Below are 16,937 nucleotides of genomic sequence, written 5' to 3' on the forward strand. Positions count from 1 at the left end.
GCCCTCCCGCCGGGTCTGGCGCAGCGGGCGGCGGGCGGGTGGCGCGCGGCGTCAGACGCCCAGGTAGCGGCGGAGCTGGCGGACCGCGGCGCGGCCCGCGCGGTTCGCGCCGACCGTGCTCGCGCTGGGCCCGTACCCGACGAGCTGCACCCGCGGGTCCGCGACGACGCGGGTGCCGTCCATGACGATCCCGCCGCCGGTCCCGCGCAGCCCGAGCGGCCGCAGGTGGTCGAGCGCCGCGCGGAACCCGGTCGCCCACAGCACCGCGTCCGCCGCCACGTGCACCGGGCCCGTGACCCAGCCGTCGGCGAGCGGGCCCGCCGCGGCGGCCTCGTCCCACTCCGCCCCGTCGGGCACCAGCCGGGCGAACACCGGCCGCGCCACCAGGACCCCGCGGGCGATCCCGTCGCGGTACTCGTCGGTGAGCGGCAGACCGGTCGCCGCGACGATGCTCTGCGGGGGCAGCCCGGCGCGGGTCCGCTCGTCGACCCGGGCGACCGCCTCGCGCCCGAGCTCCGGGCTGAACCCGGCGTCCCGCCAGTCCGGCGGGCGGCGGGTGACCCAGGTGGTGGACGCCGCGACGGGGTGGATCGCGAGCAGGTGCTGCACGGCGGAGATGCCCCCGCCGACGACGAGCACCCGGCGGCCGGCGAACTCCTCGGGCGACCGGTAGTCGTGGGTGTGCCGCTGGATCCCGGCGAACGAGCCCGCGCCCGGGTAGGTCGGCCAGAACGGCCGGGTCCAGGTGCCGGTGGCGTTCACGAGGGCGCGCGCGTGCCAGGTGCGGCGCACCCTCCGCCGCGCCGTCGCCGCCTCCGCCCGGCAGGCCCCGGCCCCGCCGCCCAGGCCGTCGTCCGGGTCGGGCGCGGGTGCGGGCACGCGCTCCGTCTCCTCGGTCTCGACGGCGAGCAGCCGCTGCGGCCCGCCGACGTCGCGGACCCGGCGCACCTCGACGGGCCGGCGCACCGCCAGCCCGAGGTCGCGCTCGTAGGAGCCGAAGTACCGGGTGAGGGCGCGGCTGGCGGGCTCGTCGGTGTCGAAGGTGGGCAGCGGCCGGCCGGGCAGCTCGTAGACGCCGTTGACCGTGCGCATCGTGAGGCCGGGCCAGCGCTCGCGCCACGCCCCGCCGGGCCCGGCGGCCGCGTCGAGCACCACGTAGGTCGGACGGCCGACGTCGGCGCTGCCGTCGGACGTGGCCGACGCCGGCACGAACCCCGAGCGCGCCAGGTGGGCCGCCACGGCGAGCCCGGCCTGCCCGGCGCCGACGACCACGACGTCCGCCGAGGCGGCGTTCGGGATCTCGTCGGGCATGACTGGTCCAACGCGGCGCCGGCGCCGGTCGTTCCCCGTGCGCGCCGCCGCGCACCGATCGACCGCGGTGGAGCGCGTCGACCGCGGTACCTCCGGCTGCCGCGCTCGGCGGCACCTGCCGCGCTCGGCGGCTCCCGGTGCCGCGGCGGCGCACGGCCGGTGCACGCGGTCGTCCGCGCAAGGTGGTGGGATGGGGACGTGCCCGATCTCACCAGCCGCACCGGCGCCCTGCCCGCCGCCACCGCCGCCGCCGTGCGCGACCTCGCCGCCGCCGCGGGTGCGCACGACGGGGTCGCCCCGCTCTCCGAGCAGCCGCTGCTCTGGCTCACCGGCGGCGGTCCGGACGTCGTGCACCTGCTGGCCGGCGAGGACGCGGCCCCCGTGGGCTACGCCCAGGTCGACCTCCGCGACCCGACCCTCGCCACCGCCGAGGTCGTCGTCGCCCCGGCCGCGCGCCGCCGCGGCACCGGCACCGCCCTGCTCGACGCCGCCCTGGCCGCGACCCGGGCCCGTGGGGGCGAGGCCGTGGCCGTCTGGGCGCACGGGGACGTCGCGCCCGCGCGGGCGCTCGCCGCGGCCCGCGGCCTGCCGGCCGTCCGCGAGCTGTGGCAGATGGCCCTCGACCCACTGGTGGCCCCGGACCCGGACGCCGCTCCGCTGCCCGCCGGCGTCACGGTGCGGGCCTTCGAACCGGGGCGCGACGAGGAAGCGTGGGTCGCCGTCAACGCGCGCGCGTTCGGGCAGCACCCCGAGCAGGGCCGGCTGACCCGCGCGGACCTCGAGGCCCGCCAGGCCGAGCCGTGGTTCGACCCGGCCGGGTTCCTGCTCGCCGAGGAGGACGGCCGGCTGGTCGGCTTCGGGTGGACCAAGGTCGCGGAGCCCGGCGAGGGCGAGATCTACGCCCTCGGCGTCGACCCCGCCGCCCAGGGCCGGCGGCTGGGCCCCGCGCTCACCGCGCGGATGCTGGCGCACCTGGCCGGGCGCCGGGTACCGCGCGTGGTGCTCTACACCGAGGGAGACAACGCACCGGCGATCCGGGTGTACCGGGCGGCGGGGTTCGACCGGTCCGCTGTGGACGTGGTGTACCGGGTCGGGTGACCCGGGGCCTCGGGAGCGTCCGCGCGTCAGGCCTCGACCACGACCTTGCCGATCGTCCGCCCGGACTCCACCAGCCGGTGCGCCTCCCGCAGCGTCTCGGGCGTCAGCCCGCGCAGCCGCGTCGTGGCGGTGGTCCGCAGCCGCCCGTCGTCCACGAGCGACGCCACCCGGTCGAGCAGGTGGTGCTGCTCGACCAGGTCGGGGGTCTGCTGGACGGGGCGCGTGAACATCAGCTCCCAGTGCCAGGCGATCGACTTGGCCTTGAGCGGGACGACGTCGAGGGTCCCGGGGTCGTCGATCGCGACGACGGAGCCGAACGGGCGGAGCAGGTCCGCGTAGAGCGGGACCTGCCCGGCGGAGTGGGCGGTGATCACGGCGTCCAGCCCGTCCGGGGCCGCCTCGCGGACCTGGGCGCGCAGGTCGCCGCGGTGGTCGACGACGGCGTCGGCCCCGAGCGAGGTCACCCAGTCGACGCCCTCGGGCCGCGACGCGGTGGCGACGGTGCGCACGCCCGGCAGCAACGCCTCGGCGAGCTGCAGCACCATCGACCCGACGCCGCCGGTCGCCCCCACGACGAGCAGGGTGCCGGTCGAGCCCTCGGTGAGCCGCAGCCGGTCCACGAGCATCTCCCAGGCCGTGATCGACGTGAGCGGCAGCGCCGCGGCGTCGGCGTCCGAGAGCGACGCCGGGGCGCGCCCGACGATCCGCTCGTCGACGACGTGCAGCGCGGCGTTCGTCCCGGGCCGGTCGATGGTGCCGGCGTGGAACACCCGGTCCCCGGGGGCGAACAGCGTCACCTCCGGTCCCACCTCGCGCACCGTGCCCACCGCGTCGAAGCCGAGCACCAGGGGCTCCCCGTCCGGGCGGAAGGACGCGCGGCGCTTCACGTCCACCGGGTTGGCCGACACCGCGGCGACCTCGACCAGCAGGTCGTGCGGGCGCAGCTCGGGCAGCGCGGCGTCGACCGCGACGAACGCGTCCGGGTCGTCGACGGGCAGCGGGCGGAGGGAGGCGATGGCGGGCGTGGTGCGCGTCGTGGTCATGCCCGCACTCTCCGCCCCGCCCCGTGGTTGCCGTCAAGACGGGCCCCTGCGGTTCGGCGAGCTCCGCGCGCGGCTCGAGGGCATCAGCCCGAAGGTGCTGACCGCGACGCTGCGCCGGCTCGAGGAGCACGGCCCGCTGACGCGCACGGTGTTCGCCGAGGTGCCGCCGCGGGTCGAGCAGCACGTGGGCCACGCCGCGCCGTAGCCGCGCGCGCGGGTCGCCGTTCGGTCACCCGTCGGACACCTCGTGGTGCCACCATGTGGGGATGACCGACGCCACCTCCTCCGACGGCACGCCCCGCAAGGCGAGCACGCGCCGCGCCGCGTCCGCCGCCACGGCGGCCGCCGGCCGCACCAGCACCAGCACGGGACGCACCTCCGCCCGGGGCAGCGGTGCGCGGTCCACCGGCACCCGCGCCGCGGCGTCCCGGTCGCGCGGTGCCGCCGCCGCACCCGCCGCCGCCCAGCCGGCCCGCCCCGAGGCCGACGGTCAGCCCGGCCAGCCCGGCCAGCGCCCCCGCACGCTCGCCCCCGAGCTGGCGGCGCACATCGCCGAGCACATCGACATGCCGGACGCCCCCCGCGCGCCCGCCGCCGCGCCGCCGGCCGAGTCCGCGGCGCTGCCCGCCGACCGGTTCCTCGACCGCGAGGTCAGCTGGCTGGCGTTCAACCAGCGCGTCCTGGAGCTCGCCGAGGACGAGACCCAGCCGCTGCTGGAGCGGGTGCGCTACCTGGCGATCTTCGCGTCGAACCTGGACGAGTTCTTCATGGTCCGCGTCGCCGGCCTGAAGCGCCGCATCGCCACCGGCCTGGCCGTGACGGCGGCCTCGGGCCTGAGCCCGCGCCAGGTGCTCGAGGAGATCAGCGTGCGCGCGCACGAGCTCGCCGCCCGGCACGCCCAGGTGTTCGCCGACCAGGTGCAGCCGGAGCTGGCGACCCAGGGCATCACGCTCGTGCGCTGGGAGCAGCTGGGCGAGGCCGAGCAGGACCGGCTGCGCAAGTACTTCCGCAAGCAGATCTTCCCGGTGCTGACCCCGCTGGCGGTCGACCCGGCGCACCCGTTCCCGTACATCTCGGGGCTGTCGCTGAACCTGGCCGTCGTGGTGGTGAACCCGTCGACGGGCAAGGAGCACTTCGCGCGGGTCAAGGTGCCGCCGCTGCTCCCCCGGTACATCGCGGTCGACTGGCGCGGCCGCCCGACCGACGCGGCGGGCTCGACCGACCGCGGCCCGATGTCGTTCGTGCCGGTCGAGGACGTGATCGCCCAGCACCTCGACCAGCTGTTCCCCGGCATGGAGGTCAGCGAGCACCACACGTTCCGCGTCACCCGCAACGAGGACGTGGAGGTCGAGGAGGACGACGCGGAGAACCTGCTCCAGGCGATGGAGAAGGAGCTGCTGCGCCGGAAGTTCGGCCCGCCGGTCCGCCTGGAGATCGCGGACTCGATCAGCCCGCGCATCCGGTCGCTGCTGGTCCGCGAGCTCGGCGTCGCGGAGGACGAGGTCTACGAGCTGCCCGCCCCGCTGGACCACACCGGCCTCAACCTCATCGCGGACCTGGACCGGGCGGACCTGCAGTACCCGCGGTTCGTGCCGACGACGCACCGGTTCCTGGCCGAGGTGGAGAGCGCCAACCCGACGGACGTGTTCGCGGCGATCCGCACGCGCGACATCCTGCTGCACCACCCCTACGACTCGTTCTCCACGTCGGTGCAGACGTTCCTCGAGCAGGCCGCCGCCGACCCCAAGGTGCTGGCGATCAAGCAGACGCTGTACCGGACGTCGGGCGACTCCCCGATCGTGGACGCGCTGATCGACGCCGCCGAGGCCGGCAAGCAGGTGCTCGCCCTGGTCGAGATCAAGGCCCGGTTCGACGAGCAGGCCAACATCGAGTGGGCCCGCAAGCTGGAGCAGGCCGGCGTGCACGTGGTCTACGGCATCGTCGGGCTGAAGACGCACGCGAAGCTGTCGCTGGTCGTGCGCCAGGAGTCCGACGGCCTGCGCCGGTACTGCCACGTCGGCACCGGCAACTACAACCCGAAGACCGCGCGGATCTACACGGACCTGGGCCTGCTCACCTGCGACCCGGACGTCGGCCAGGACCTGACCCGGCTGTTCAACCAGCTGTCGGGGTACGCGCCGAAGTCGCGGTTCCACCGGCTGCTGGTCGCGCCGCGCTCGGTGCGCTCCGGGCTGATCGAGCGGATCGACCGCGAGGCGGAGGCCGCCCGCGCGGGCCGGCCGTCCTGGATCAAGCTCAAGGTCAACTCGATGGTCGACGAGGAGACCATCGACGCGCTCTACCGCGCCTCGCAGGCGGGCGTGCCGGTGGACCTGTGCGTGCGCGGCATCTGCGCGCTGCGACCCGGCGTGCCGGGGCTGTCCGAGACGGTGCGGGTGCGGTCGATCCTGGGCCGGTTCCTGGAGCACTCGCGGGTCTTCGCGTTCGCCGCGGACGCCGGGGTCACCGAGGAGGTGGCCGACATCGGCCGCGAGGGCGGGACGCTGCTCCCCGGCCCGGAGGTCTACATCGGGTCGGCCGACCTGATGCACCGCAACCTGGACCGTCGCGTCGAGGCCCTGGTCCGGCTCTCCGACCCGGACCAGGTCGCGGAGCTGGTCGGCCTGCTCGACGAGTCGATGGCCGACGAGACCTCGTCGTGGCACCTCGGCCCGGACGGCGCCTGGACCCGGCACGCGCAGGGCCCGGACGGGCCGCTGCGCGACCTCCAGTCCACGCTGATCTACCGCCAGCGCCGCCGCCTGGGCTCGGGCCGGTGAGCGCCGGGCCGACCGCGCTCGTCCGTGCGGCGGGCGCCCTCGTCTGGCGCGTCCGCCAGGGCCGCCTGCAGGTCGTCCTCGTGCACCGCCCGCGGTACAAGGACTGGTCCTGGCCGAAGGGGAAGCTCGAGCCCGGCGAGCACGTGACGACCGCCGCGGTCCGCGAGGTCGAGGAGGAGGCCGGGCTCGAGATCGTGCTCGGCCGGCCCCTGCCCGGGCTGGAGTACGAGCTGGCGGACGGCCGGCACAAGCGGGTCCACTACTGGGCGGCGCAGGTCGCCGGCCGCCCCGACCGCCCCGCGGTGCACGCGCGCCCGCCGGCGGCCCACGCGTCGCGGGACGAGATCGACGCGGTGCGCTGGGCCGACGCGGACGTGGCCCGCAGGCGGCTGACCCGCGCGGACGACCGCATCCCGCTCGACGCCCTGGTGGCGGCCCACGAGGCCGGCACGCTGGACACCCGCGCGGTCCTGGTCGTCCGGCACGGCCGCGCGAAGAGCCGGTCGTCGTGGAAGGGCGAGGAGGGGACCCGCCCGCTGACCGACGTCGGCCGGCTCCAGGCCGGCGCGCTGGTGCCCGTGCTCTCCGCGTACGGCGTCGCCGACGTCGTCACCAGCCCCTGGCTGCGCTGCTGCGCGACCGTCGAGCCCTACGCCACGGCCGCCGGCCTGACGCCCGACCGGCGCGACCCGCTCACGGAGGCGGACCACGCCGACTCGCCGGAGAAGACCGCCGCGACCGTGGCCGCGGTGCTGCGCACCCGGTCGGACCTCGCGCTGTGCACCCACCGGCCGGTGCTGCCGACGGTGCTGGACGTGGTGCGCGCGCACGCCCCGGCGGCCGTCCGGCGCCGGCTCCCGGCGCAGAACCCGTACCTGCGGCCTGGGCAGGTCCTCGTGTGCCACGTCGTGCGACCCCACGGCAGCGGCCCGGACGAGGTGCGGGTCGAGGACGTCGAGCTGCACACGCCGCTGGGCAGCTGACCGGGCCGTGCACGACGGCGCGCCACCCCTCCCGGGGGTGGCGCGCCGTCGGTGGTGCTGAGGCCGTGCTCAGATCGCGGAGCCCTCCAGCGACCCGGTGACCGGCTCCTCGGTCATGAGGATGCACTGCACCACGCGGTCCCCGTCCTCCCAGGACACCTCGCTCGGGGTGAGCGGGCCGGCGCCGAGGGTGGAGGACTCGTAGGCGAGCCCGACGAACGGCTCGAAGGCCTCGACGCAGAACTGCTCCGCCTGCGCGTCGATGTCGGCCGGGTACTCGTCGCCGGACAGGCTCGTCTCCGCGTAGACCTCGCCGTCGTGCTCGTCGGCGCACGGGACCGTCGGCAGCGACTGGACCTGGGTGTCGGTCACGTCGGCGACGTTGAGGCAGTCGCCCACCTGGAGGGAGAACACGTTCGCCTCGGCTGCGGCGGTGATCTCGCCGGTCGACTCGTCGCGCTGGGCCTCGTCCGCCCCGCAGGCGGACAGGGCGAGGGCCGCACCCGCCGCCATGGACACAGCGGACATCCAGCGCACGGTCAGGTTCTTCGCAGTCATGGGACGAGTGAATCGTCTCCGCGGCCGGGTGTCCAGCTCGTCCCTGTCCGGGAACCGTCCGGGCGCTCGCGCGCGGCGCCCGGCTCAGTTGAGGAAGGGGCTCAGCATGAAGTAGACGAGCGCGGCGACCGCGGCGGCCGCCGGGATGGTGAGCACCCAGGCGATGCCGATGTTCTTCGCGACGCCCCAGCGCACCGCGGACAGCCGCTTGGTCGCGCCCACGCCCATGATCGCCGAGGTGATCGTGTGGGTGGTCGACACCGGCGCGTGCAGCGCGAACGCGTTCACGTAGAGCACCACGGCGGAGACCGACTCGGCGACGAACCCGCGGGCCGGGTCGAGCTCGATGATCTTCCGGCCCAGGGTGCGCATGATGCGCCAGCCGCCGGAGTAGGTGCCGAGCGAGATCGCGGCGGCGGCGGCGAGCTTCACCCACAGCGGGATGCCCTCGTCCGGGTTCGCCCACCCGACGGTGAGCAGCGCCATGAAGATCACGCCCATGGTCTTCTGCGCGTCCTGCAGGCCGTGGCCGAGGGCCATCGCGGCGGCCGACACGGTCTGCGCGAGGCGGAACCGCCGGGTCGTGCGCGACGGCGACGCGTTCCGGATGAGCCAGAGCAGGCCGACCATGACGAGGAACGCCAGGAAGAACCCGATCAGCGGCGAGAAGACCATCGGGAGGACGACCTTGTCCACGATCGCCGAGCCGTAGATCACCAGGCCACCCGCGAGGCCGGCGCCCACGAGGCCGCCGATGAGCGCGTGCGTCGAGGACGACGGCAGGCCGAACCACCACGTGATGAGGTTCCACACGATCGCGCCGACGAGCGCGCACAGCACGACCACGAGCGCCTGGTGCGGTGACGCGTCGCTGAGGTCGACGATCGACGTCGCGATCGTCTCCGCGACCTCGGTCCCGAGCAGGGCGCCGGTGAAGTTCATGACGGCGGCCATGAGCAGCGCGGCCCGCGGCGTCAGCGCGCGCGTCGACACCGAGGTGGCGATCGCGTTGGCGGCGTCGTGGAAGCCGTTGGTGTAGTCGAAGCCGAGGGCCAGGGCGACCACGACCACGACGAGCGCGAGTTCCACCGGGACTCAGGACTCCTTGAGCGCGATGGTCTCGACCATGTTCGCGACCTTCTCGAAGGCGTCCGCGGCGTCCTCGAGCTTCTCGACGACCTCCTTGAGCTTCATCAGGAGGATCGGGTCGGTGATCTCGTCGAACATCTGCGCGAGCAGCTTGCGGTGCGACTTGTCCGCCTGGTTCTCGAGCCGGTTGACCTCGACCCAGTACTCGGCGAGGTTCTCCATCGAGCGCAGCCGGGGCATCGCCTCGGCGGTCAGCTCGGCCGAGCGCTGCAGCACCTGCACCTGGTCGGCGACCCGCGGGGGCAGCTCGTCGATCTTGTACAGGACGATGAGGTCGGCGGCCTCCTCCATGAAGTCCATGCAGTCGTCGAGCGCCGACGCCAGGCCGTAGATGTCGTCCCGGTCGAACGGCGTGACGAACGTCTGGTTCAGCCGCCGCATGATCGAGTGGGTCGCCTCGTCGGCGAGGTGCTCGACGTCGCTCATCTGCTTGGCGAGCGCCTTGCGGGTCGCACGGTCCGCGCCCAGCAGCTCGGCCAGCAGGTTGGCTCCGGTGACCAGGTGCGCCGCGGAGGCGGCGAGGAGGTCGAAGAACGAGGTGTCGCGCGGGGTGAGGCGCAGGCGCACGGGAGGCTCCGGCAGGAGATGGGCTTGGTCAGGCACAGGCTAGGGCAGCCGCGGGGTGAACTCACAACCCCGCCGGTGAACCCACGGTGAACGCACGGCATCCTCAGCGTGACGCACGGCCGCCCGGAGCGCGCGTGGGACGGAGGTCACACGCGCCGCGCCGGGCGGAGAGGGTGAGGACGCCGGACCGGGAAGCGCCTCTCGGCGCGAGGCCGCTCGGAGCGGCTTGAGTTGGAGCCCGGGGCTACCGCGGCCCGGCGTCGGTGACGAGTTTACGCGTCGTCCGCGGCGGCGTCCTGGTCGGAGCGGGTGAGCATGTTCACGGACCCGGCGGGAACAACCGCCGCGCGTCTCACTCCAGGGAGCCGGCCCGCCACAGGTGCGCCGCCTGCTCCAGCTCCTCCGCCGTGCGGACCAGCGAGCCCGCGCTCCGGGTGAGCCGCGCCGAGGCGTCGTCCCCGGTGAGGTCGAGGTGGTCCGCGTCGAACGCCGCACCGGTGGCGAGCACCCGGCAGAACGCCGCGCCGCGCTCCAGGGTGACGGCCAGGTCCCCGGTCCACACGCCCGACAGCACCGCGTCCAGCAGCACGCGCAGCTCCTCGGGCCCGGGCGGGCTGACCACGCCGACGACGACGTGGTGCACCGGCGCCGCCTCCAGCCCGAGGCGGTACCGGTCCGCGAGCGTCGCCGGGTCGCGCCGCACCCACTCGCGCAGCACGTACAGCCGCCAGAGCGTGCCGGGCAGCGTCGTGGCGGGGCTGTCGGACCAGAGCGCGGCGACGACGTCGAGGCCCTCCGTCTCGACCAGTCGCACCAGCCGCTCGACCAGCGCGGGGTCCTCCTCGCCCTCCGCACGCCCCCGGTGCACGATCGCCGCCGCCGTCGTGTGGGCGACCTGCGAGCGCAGCGCGGGGTCGACGTCGCCGGGAAGCTGGTCGGCGTCGCGGGGGTCGAGCATGGCGGGGCGGCGGAACCGCGGGCGGTCGTGGGACGTCACCCGTCGATTGTCCGCCGGATCGGGGCACCCGTCGCGACCGCGACCGGAGCACGCACCCCGCCCGCGCCCCCGCCGTGCACCCCGTCGCCCGCCGGGTTACGGTTCCCGCCGCGCATCGCCACCCGGCCCTCCGGGTGCGGGATGCGCTGCGCGGGTGAAAGGTGAGAACGCCTCGACCGGCGCCCGACGACGTGCTCCGGCCCAGGTGGTTCTTCGCAGGACGAGCGGAGCAAGGAGAGACGTCATGGCCGAGAGCAGTGCCCGACCCTCGACGGGCAGGCACCCGTCGCACAACAAGGCGATCGGTCTCGCGGTGGCCGCCGCGGTCGGCGGCTTCCTCTTCGGGTTCGACTCGTCCGTCATCAACGGCGCCGTCGACGCGATCCAGGGCCAGTTCGACCTGGGCGCGACCCTGACCGGCTTCGCCGTCGCCGTCGCGCTGCTCGGCTGCGCCGTCGGCGCCTGGGCGGGCGGCCGGCTCGCCGACCACTGGGGCCGCACCAAGGTCATGGTGCTGGGCTCCGTGCTGTTCTTCGTGTCCTCGATCCTGTCCGCGATCGCGTTCAGCGTCTGGGACCTGATCATCTGGCGCATCCTCGCCGGCGTCGGCATCGGCATCGCGTCGGTGATCGCCCCGGCCTACATCGCGGAGATCGCCCCCGCGGCGCTGCGCGGCCGGCTCGGCTCGCTGCAGCAGCTCGCGATCACGCTCGGCATCTTCGCCGCGCTGCTCTCCGACCAGCTGCTGCAGGAGGCCGCGGGCGGCGCGTCCGAGGAGCTGTGGCTGGGCTGGGAGGCCTGGCGCTGGATGTTCCTGGTCGCCGTCGTGCCCGCCGCGGTCTACGGCATCCTCGCCCTGCGCATCCCGGAGTCGCCGCGCTACCTGGTCGCGAAGGGCCGCCGGGACGAGGCGGTCGCCGTCCTGCAGAGCGTGCTCGGGCCGGACGAGGACGCCCGCGAGCGGGTCGCCCAGATCGAGAAGACGATCGAGAAGGACAAGGAGCTCGAGGAGCAGGCGACCCTGCGCGGGCCGCGCTTCGGCCTGCTGCCCGTGGTGTGGGTCGGCATCCTGCTGTCGGTCTTCCAGCAGTTCGTCGGCATCAACGTGATCTTCTACTACTCGACGACGCTGTGGCAGGCCGTCGGGTTCGACGAGAGCCAGTCGTTCCTCGTCTCCACGATCACCTCGGTCACCAACGTGGCCGTGACGTTCATCGCGATCGCGCTCATCGACAAGGTGGGGCGCCGGCCGATCCTGCTCACCGGGTCGGCGGGCATGACGATCTCGCTCGCGATCATGGCGCTGGCGTTCACGCAGGCGTCCGGGTCGGGCGAGGACGTGTCGCTGCCGTCGCCGTGGGGCCCGGTGGCGCTCGTCGCCGCGAACGCGTTCGTCGTGTTCTTCGGCGCGTCCTGGGGCCCGCTGGTCTGGGTCCTGCTGGGCGAGATGTTCCCGAACCGGATCCGCGCCGCCGCGCTCGGCGTCGCCGCCGCCGCGCAGTGGATCGCGAACTTCCTCATCACCGTGACGTTCCCGCCGCTGCTCGACACCTTCGGCGCGACGGGGCCGTACCTGATGTACGCGGTGTTCGCCGGCCTGTCGTTCTTCTTCGTGCTCGGCAAGGTCCCGGAGACCAAGGGCGTCGAGCTCGAGGACATGGAGGACCTGCCCCCGGCGAGGCGCCGCGCCGCGCGCACCTGACGCGCGCGTTTGCCAGCGACCGAGCCCCTCGCGGAAACTTCGCGAGGGGCTCGGTCGTTGTCACCGACGGCCGTCATCGCTCGAAGGGACACGCTGTGGGTACGCCGCACGACCACGCCGACCGGACCGACGCCGCACCGGGGGTGACCCGGTGAGCGCCGCGCTGGCCGCGCACGACGTCTGGGCGGGCTACGGCGGCGCCGCGGTGCTCCAGGGCGCCTCGCTGTCGGTCGCCCCGGGCGAGACCGTGGGCCTGATCGGCCGCTCCGGCGCGGGCAAGTCGACCCTCGTGCAGGTGCTGCTCGGCCGGCACAAGCCGACGCAGGGCCGCGCCACCTACGGCGCCCGGCCCGTCACCAGGATGTCCCGCAAGGAGACCAAGGCGTTCCGGTCGACGGTCCGCGCCGTGCACCAGGAGGGCCTGGTGGGCGTCGACAGCCGCACCTCGGTCGCCAAGGTGCTCCAGTCCACGCTGAACGACTCCCGCAAGGCGGGGCGGGCCACCGGGCTGGAGCCCGAGGACGTGCTGGCGCGCGTGGGGCTGGAGCCGCGGTTCCTCGACCGCACGCTGCACTCCCTGTCCGGCGGCGAGAAGCAGCGGCTGGCGCTCGCCGACGCGCTGGCGACGCGCCCCGAGATCCTCGTGCTGGACGAGCCCGCGACCGCGCTCGACCCGGCGCTGCGGGAGGCCGTCGCCGACCAGGTGGCCGCCATCGCCGCCACCGGGGTCGGGCTGCTCGTCGTGTCGCACGACCTGCGGCTGGTCGACCGGCTCGCCGACACGGTGCACGTCCTGGGCGAGGGCCGGATCGTGGAGACGGGGTCGATGCGGTCGCTGCTGTCCGACCCGCAGGCCGCCGAGACCCGCGAGCTGGCCGAGGCGTACCCGGAGGCCGTGGGCGCGTTCCGCTGACGGCGGCCGGGGTCAGCGCGCGCCGAGCGTGAGCACCTCCTCGAGCCGCGCCGGCACCGGCCGGGCCTCGCCGCGCACCCCCGCGCCGGCCAGCGCCCGCTGGACGTCGGCGCGGTCCACCCCGGCGACCCGGACGGCCCGGCCGGCCACGGTCACCGGCAGCCCCGCGGCGCTCAGCGCGCCGAACGCGTCCGCCCAGTCCGGCGTCACCACCTCGACCGCGGTCGTGCCGTCGAGCACGTCCGCCAGCGTCCCGGCGGCCACGCGGCGGCCGCGGGACAGCAGCACGAGCGCGTCGCACTGCTCGGCCTCCTGCATGTAGTGCGTCGTGACGAGCACCGCGACCCCGGCCTCGGCCTGCTCGTGCACCGTGTCCCACAGCGCGGCCCGGGCCAGCGGGTCGACGCCCGACGTCGGCTCGTCCAGCACCAGCAGCTCCGGGGCGTGCGACAGGGCGGCCGCGAACGCGAGCCGCCGCTGCAGGCCGAGCCCGAGCGACCCGACCAGCCGGTCCCGCTCCTCCGCCAGGTCCGCCGGCGGCTCCGGCACCTCGTCCAGGCCGTAGGCCGCCGCGACGAACGCCAGGTTCTCCGCGACGGTGAGGTCCGCCGCCAGGCCGAGACCCTGCGGGACGTAGCCGATCCGGCGCCGGGTGTCCCGCGAGGGCGCGCCGCCGAGCACGCGCACGGTGCCGGACGTCGGGGCGAGCAGGCCCAGGACCGTGCGGATGAGCGTCGTCTTGCCGGCGCCGTTCGCGCCGAGCAGGCCGAGCACCTGACCGGGGCGCACCGTCAGCGAGACGTCGTCGACGGCGCGGAAGCCGCCGAAGGCGGTCACGACGTGGGCGGCCTCGACCGCCGGCGCCGCGGCCGGGCCGGGCGTTGCGGCGGCGCCGGACGCCGCGGCCGGGCCGGGCGTCGCGGCCCGGCGCTCGGCACCGGCCCTGTCGTGCACCTGCGCCGAGCGGGCATCCGACACGTCGAGCGAGTAGTCGGCGGATACTCGCTCGCCGTGTCGAGTACCCCCTCGGGGCGCGGCGGACGCGGCGGACGCGGCGGGCACGGCGGGTGCGGCGGCGGGTGCGGCGGCGGGTGCGGCGGCCGGTGCGGCGGCCGGGGCTGCGGCGCCGCGCCGCTCCAGGGTCAGCGCGATCACCGCGTCCTCGAGGTCGGCCGGCGCCTCGCCCTCCCCGGGCGCGACGAGCGCGTGCACGGCGCCCCCGCGGCGCCACTCCGCGACCGGCGCCGCCGCCGGGCCCGCCGGGCGGCCGCCCGCGCCGACCGCGCGCACCGTGATCGACCCCCGGACCCGGGACGCCGCCTCCGCCGGGTCGCCGCGGTAGACCGCCACCCCGCCGTCCAGCACCAGCACCGTCGCCGCGCGCTCCGCCTCGTCGAGGTACGTCGTCGTCACCAGGACCGCGGTGCCGCCGGCCGCCGCGGCGGACAGCATCCGCCACAGCTCCACCCGGCTCACGGGGTCGACGCCGGTGGACGGCTCGTCCAGCACCACGAGCGCGGGCTCCGGCAGCATCGCGAGGCAGAACCCGAGCTTCTGCCGCATCCCGCCGGACAGCTCCCGTCCGAGGCGGCGCGGCACGTCCACCAGGCCGGCCGCCGTCAGCAGCCGGTCCCCGCGGTCGCGGGCGGTCGCGGCGTCGAGCCCGTAGGCCCGCGCCACCAGGTCGACGTTCTCCGCCACGCTCAGGTCGCCCCACACCCCGGACGTCGCGGGGAGGAAGCCGGTGCGCCGCGCGTCGGCCCGCCGCACCTCCCCCGCGTCGGCGACCTCGCGCCCGACCAGGAGGCGGGCGAGCGTCGTCTTGCCCGCGCCGTCCCCGCCGACGACCGCCGTGATGCGGCCCGCCGGGACGGGCAGCGTGAGGGCGTCGAGCACCGTCCGCCCGCCGCGCCGCACGGTCACGTCCGCGACGCCCCACGGCGCGCGGGCGGCCACGGCGGTCACCGCCCGGTCCCCGCGGCGTCGGCGGCGGCCTCGACCGGCGCGCTCGCGGTACCGGCGTGGCCACCGCGCGGCCGGCGCGGCGTGATCGACGCGCGGAACCGCCACACGGCCGCCCCGAAGACCAGCACCGCCATGCCCGCGAGCACCACGACCGGCAGCCACAGCGCGTCGATCCCGGCGCCGCGCAGCATCACGCCCTGGGACACCTGCGTGAAGTAGGTGAGCGGCAGGCAGTACCCGATCCAGCGCACCCCGAGCGGCATCGCGTCGAGCGGGAAGATGATCCCGGACAGCAGGATCTGCGGCAGCAGCACGAGGATCGCGGCCTGGATCGCCTGCCCGGCGTTCTGCGACACGGTCGAGATGAACACCCCGATGCCGAGCACCACGAACAGGAAGATCGCCCCGGCGAGGGCGAACAGCGCCACGTTCCCCGTGAACGGCACGCCGAAGATCACCATGCCCAGCACCGTCACGACGACGAGGTCGAGCGCGGCGAGCAGGAAGTACGGCGCGATCTTGCCCACGATCACGTCGACCGGGCGCAGCGGCATCACCGCCAGCTGCTCCAGGGTCCCGGCGGCCCGCTCCTTCACCAGGCCGATGCTGGTGATGATCGTGCCGATGAACGTGAGGATCAGGCCGATCAGCGCGGGCACCATGACCCACGAGGTCTCCAGGTCGGGGTTGAACAGGATCTCGGGCCGCACGGCGTCGGCGAGGCGCGCGACCACGACGTTCGCGGCCTGGGCGGCGAACAGGTTCGTGCCGTCGATCAGCACCTCCGGGACGGTCGCCGCCCCCTCCCCGGTGACGACCGCGACGTCGTACCGGTTGGCGGCGAGCGCGTCGACGGCGTCGGCCCGGTCGTCGCCGGGGAGCACGTCCCGGACGTCGAGCGTGCCGCCCGCGGGGGAGCCGGCGATCCGGTCGGCCGCTTGCGTGGCGCCCGGGCCGACGACCAGCGTGGTGAGGCTGTCGACGGTGAAGTTGGCGGCGAAGCCGAAGATCGTCAGCAGCAGCAGTGGCAGGACGACCAGCATCGCGACGGTCCGGCGGTCCCGGCGCAGCTCGCGGAACTCCTTGAGGATCATGGCGCGCACGGCGCTCGCCTCCCGGTATCGGGGCGTCTCCGACGGCGCCCGTCCGCGTCCCACCGTAGCACCGAACCGGAACATCCGGTTCCGCTTACAGCCGCCTATCCTGAGCCGGTGAGGGCGGACGCGGCACGGAACCGGCAGCGGGTGCTCGACGCCGCGCGCGCCCTGTACTCGGCGCGGGGGCTCGACGAGCCGATGGAGGCGGTGGCCCGCGCCGCCGGCGTGGGCGTCGGCACCGTCTACCGGCACTTCCCCGACCGGTCCGCGCTGGTCCGGGCCGTCGTCGCCGACCGGCTGACCCACGTGGGCGGCCTGCTCGACGCGGCGCGCACGGGCCTGGCCGGGGACGACCCGCTCGCGGCCTGGGAGCAGTTCCTCACCGGGTTCCTCGACTCCGGGCTGCCGCTGCTGCTGCCCGTGCTGGTCCCACGCGCCCGGGACGCCGACGTGTTCACCCCGGAGCTCGTGGAGCGCCGCGCGGCCACGGCCACCGCGGCGGCCGGCGTCGTCGGCACCGCGCAGGCGCTCGGCCTGGTCCGCGCCGACGTCGGCGTGCCGGAGATCCTGCTGACCTTCGCGTCCGCGCTGCGCCCGCTCCCCGGGCTCCCGGACGAGCTCAACGCGGCGCTGCTCGCGCGGCGCGCGCCGCTGCTGCGGGCCGCGCTGCGGCCGGGCGGGGACCCGCTGCCGGGGCGGCCGGTCGAGGTGGCGGACCTGCTGGCGGCGATCGGCGGGCCCTGACGCCGACGTCCCGGGCCGCTCGCCGGTCGA

General features: G+C 75.6%; 15 protein-coding genes. 7 read left to right on the plus strand and 8 right to left on the minus strand.

The features are described 5' to 3' along the window. Nucleotides 1-51 precede the first annotated feature (51 nt). On the minus strand, nt 52-1,311 hold the full coding sequence (locus tag FS882_RS02675; RefSeq protein ID WP_158370601.1) for an NAD(P)-binding domain-containing protein: 1,260 nt from the start codon (nt 1,309-1,311) through the stop codon (nt 52-54). Between the two features lie 198 nt (nt 1,312-1,509). Between FS882_RS02675 and mshD the strand changes: the two genes are divergently transcribed. Further along, on the plus strand, nt 1,510-2,409 hold the full coding sequence (gene mshD / locus FS882_RS02680; protein WP_158370603.1) for a mycothiol synthase: 900 nt from the start codon (nt 1,510-1,512) through the stop codon (nt 2,407-2,409). A 26-nt stretch (nt 2,410-2,435) separates the two neighbouring features. On the opposite strand, the gene FS882_RS02685 is transcribed toward mshD, so the two are convergent. Further along, nucleotides 2,436-3,452 (minus strand): zinc-binding alcohol dehydrogenase family protein, encoded by a 1,017-nt coding sequence (locus tag FS882_RS02685; protein WP_158370605.1) that lies wholly within the window; start codon nt 3,450-3,452, stop codon nt 2,436-2,438. Between FS882_RS02685 and FS882_RS02690 the strand changes: the two genes are divergently transcribed. The 3 genes from FS882_RS02690 (at nt 3,451) to FS882_RS02700 (ending at nt 7,215) form a co-directional block, all read left to right on the plus strand. After that, the gene (locus FS882_RS02690; RefSeq protein ID WP_316043611.1) at nt 3,451-3,657 is read left to right on the plus strand and encodes a helix-turn-helix domain-containing protein; all 207 of its coding nucleotides are present in this window, start codon (nt 3,451-3,453) and stop codon (nt 3,655-3,657) included. The two genes, FS882_RS02685 and FS882_RS02690, sit on opposite strands and share 2 nt — an antisense overlap. Before the next feature lie 361 nt (nt 3,658-4,018). Then, a complete protein-coding gene (locus FS882_RS02695) occupies nt 4,019-6,232 on the plus strand; it encodes an RNA degradosome polyphosphate kinase (RefSeq protein WP_187365125.1) in 2,214 nt (737 codons plus the stop codon). Then, nucleotides 6,229-7,215, plus strand: coding sequence for an NUDIX hydrolase (locus FS882_RS02700; protein WP_158370611.1), 987 nt, complete (start codon nt 6,229-6,231; stop codon nt 7,213-7,215). Before FS882_RS02695 ends, FS882_RS02700 begins: the two co-directional genes overlap by 4 nt. Before the next feature lie 69 nt (nt 7,216-7,284). Here the strand turns inward: FS882_RS02700 and FS882_RS02705 are convergent, their stop codons facing one another. The 4 genes from FS882_RS02705 to FS882_RS02720 form a co-directional block, all read right to left on the minus strand. Then, the gene (locus FS882_RS02705; RefSeq protein WP_158370613.1) at nt 7,285-7,773 is read right to left on the minus strand and encodes a septum formation family protein; all 489 of its coding nucleotides are present in this window, start codon (nt 7,771-7,773) and stop codon (nt 7,285-7,287) included. A gap of 84 nt (nt 7,774-7,857) precedes the next feature. Further along, nucleotides 7,858-8,862: an inorganic phosphate transporter gene (locus tag FS882_RS02710; RefSeq protein WP_158370615.1), complete on the minus strand. Its 1,005-nt coding sequence runs from the start codon at nt 8,860-8,862 to the stop codon at nt 7,858-7,860. Nucleotides 8,863-8,868: 6 nt separating this feature from the next. After that, entirely contained in the window at nt 8,869-9,489 is a 621-nt protein-coding gene (locus FS882_RS02715; protein ID WP_158370617.1) for a DUF47 domain-containing protein, read from the minus strand. A gap of 352 nt (nt 9,490-9,841) precedes the next feature. Beyond that, nucleotides 9,842-10,447: a hypothetical protein gene (locus FS882_RS02720; RefSeq protein ID WP_158371186.1), complete on the minus strand. Its 606-nt coding sequence runs from the start codon at nt 10,445-10,447 to the stop codon at nt 9,842-9,844. 283 nt (nt 10,448-10,730) lie between these two features. Between FS882_RS02720 and FS882_RS02725 the strand changes: the two genes are divergently transcribed. Together FS882_RS02725 and FS882_RS02730 are read left to right on the plus strand one after the other, a co-directional pair. Then, the gene (locus tag FS882_RS02725; RefSeq protein ID WP_158370619.1) at nt 10,731-12,188 is read left to right on the plus strand and encodes a sugar porter family MFS transporter; all 1,458 of its coding nucleotides are present in this window, start codon (nt 10,731-10,733) and stop codon (nt 12,186-12,188) included. A 151-nt stretch (nt 12,189-12,339) separates the two neighbouring features. Then, complete coding sequence (locus FS882_RS02730; RefSeq protein ID WP_262348025.1) at nt 12,340-13,101, plus strand: ABC transporter ATP-binding protein; 762 nt, start codon at nt 12,340-12,342, stop codon at nt 13,099-13,101. A gap of 12 nt (nt 13,102-13,113) precedes the next feature. On the opposite strand, the gene FS882_RS21525 is transcribed toward FS882_RS02730, so the two are convergent. Continuing rightward, nucleotides 13,114-15,066: an ATP-binding cassette domain-containing protein gene (locus FS882_RS21525; RefSeq protein WP_158370621.1), complete on the minus strand. Its 1,953-nt coding sequence runs from the start codon at nt 15,064-15,066 to the stop codon at nt 13,114-13,116. Continuing rightward, the gene (locus FS882_RS02740; RefSeq protein WP_158371192.1) at nt 15,063-16,160 is read right to left on the minus strand and encodes an ABC transporter permease; all 1,098 of its coding nucleotides are present in this window, start codon (nt 16,158-16,160) and stop codon (nt 15,063-15,065) included. Before FS882_RS02740 ends, FS882_RS21525 begins: the two co-directional genes overlap by 4 nt. A 117-nt stretch (nt 16,161-16,277) precedes the next feature. Here FS882_RS02740 and FS882_RS02745 point away from each other — a divergent pair, with 117 nt between their 5' ends. Continuing rightward, entirely contained in the window at nt 16,278-16,907 is a 630-nt protein-coding gene (locus tag FS882_RS02745; protein WP_158370623.1) for a TetR/AcrR family transcriptional regulator, read from the plus strand. Nucleotides 16,908-16,937: the final 30 nt, after the last annotated feature.

This window comes from Cellulosimicrobium cellulans, from assembly GCF_007679345.1.
In the GTDB taxonomy this organism is placed as follows: domain Bacteria; phylum Actinomycetota; class Actinomycetes; order Actinomycetales; family Cellulomonadaceae; genus Cellulomonas; species Cellulomonas cellulans_A.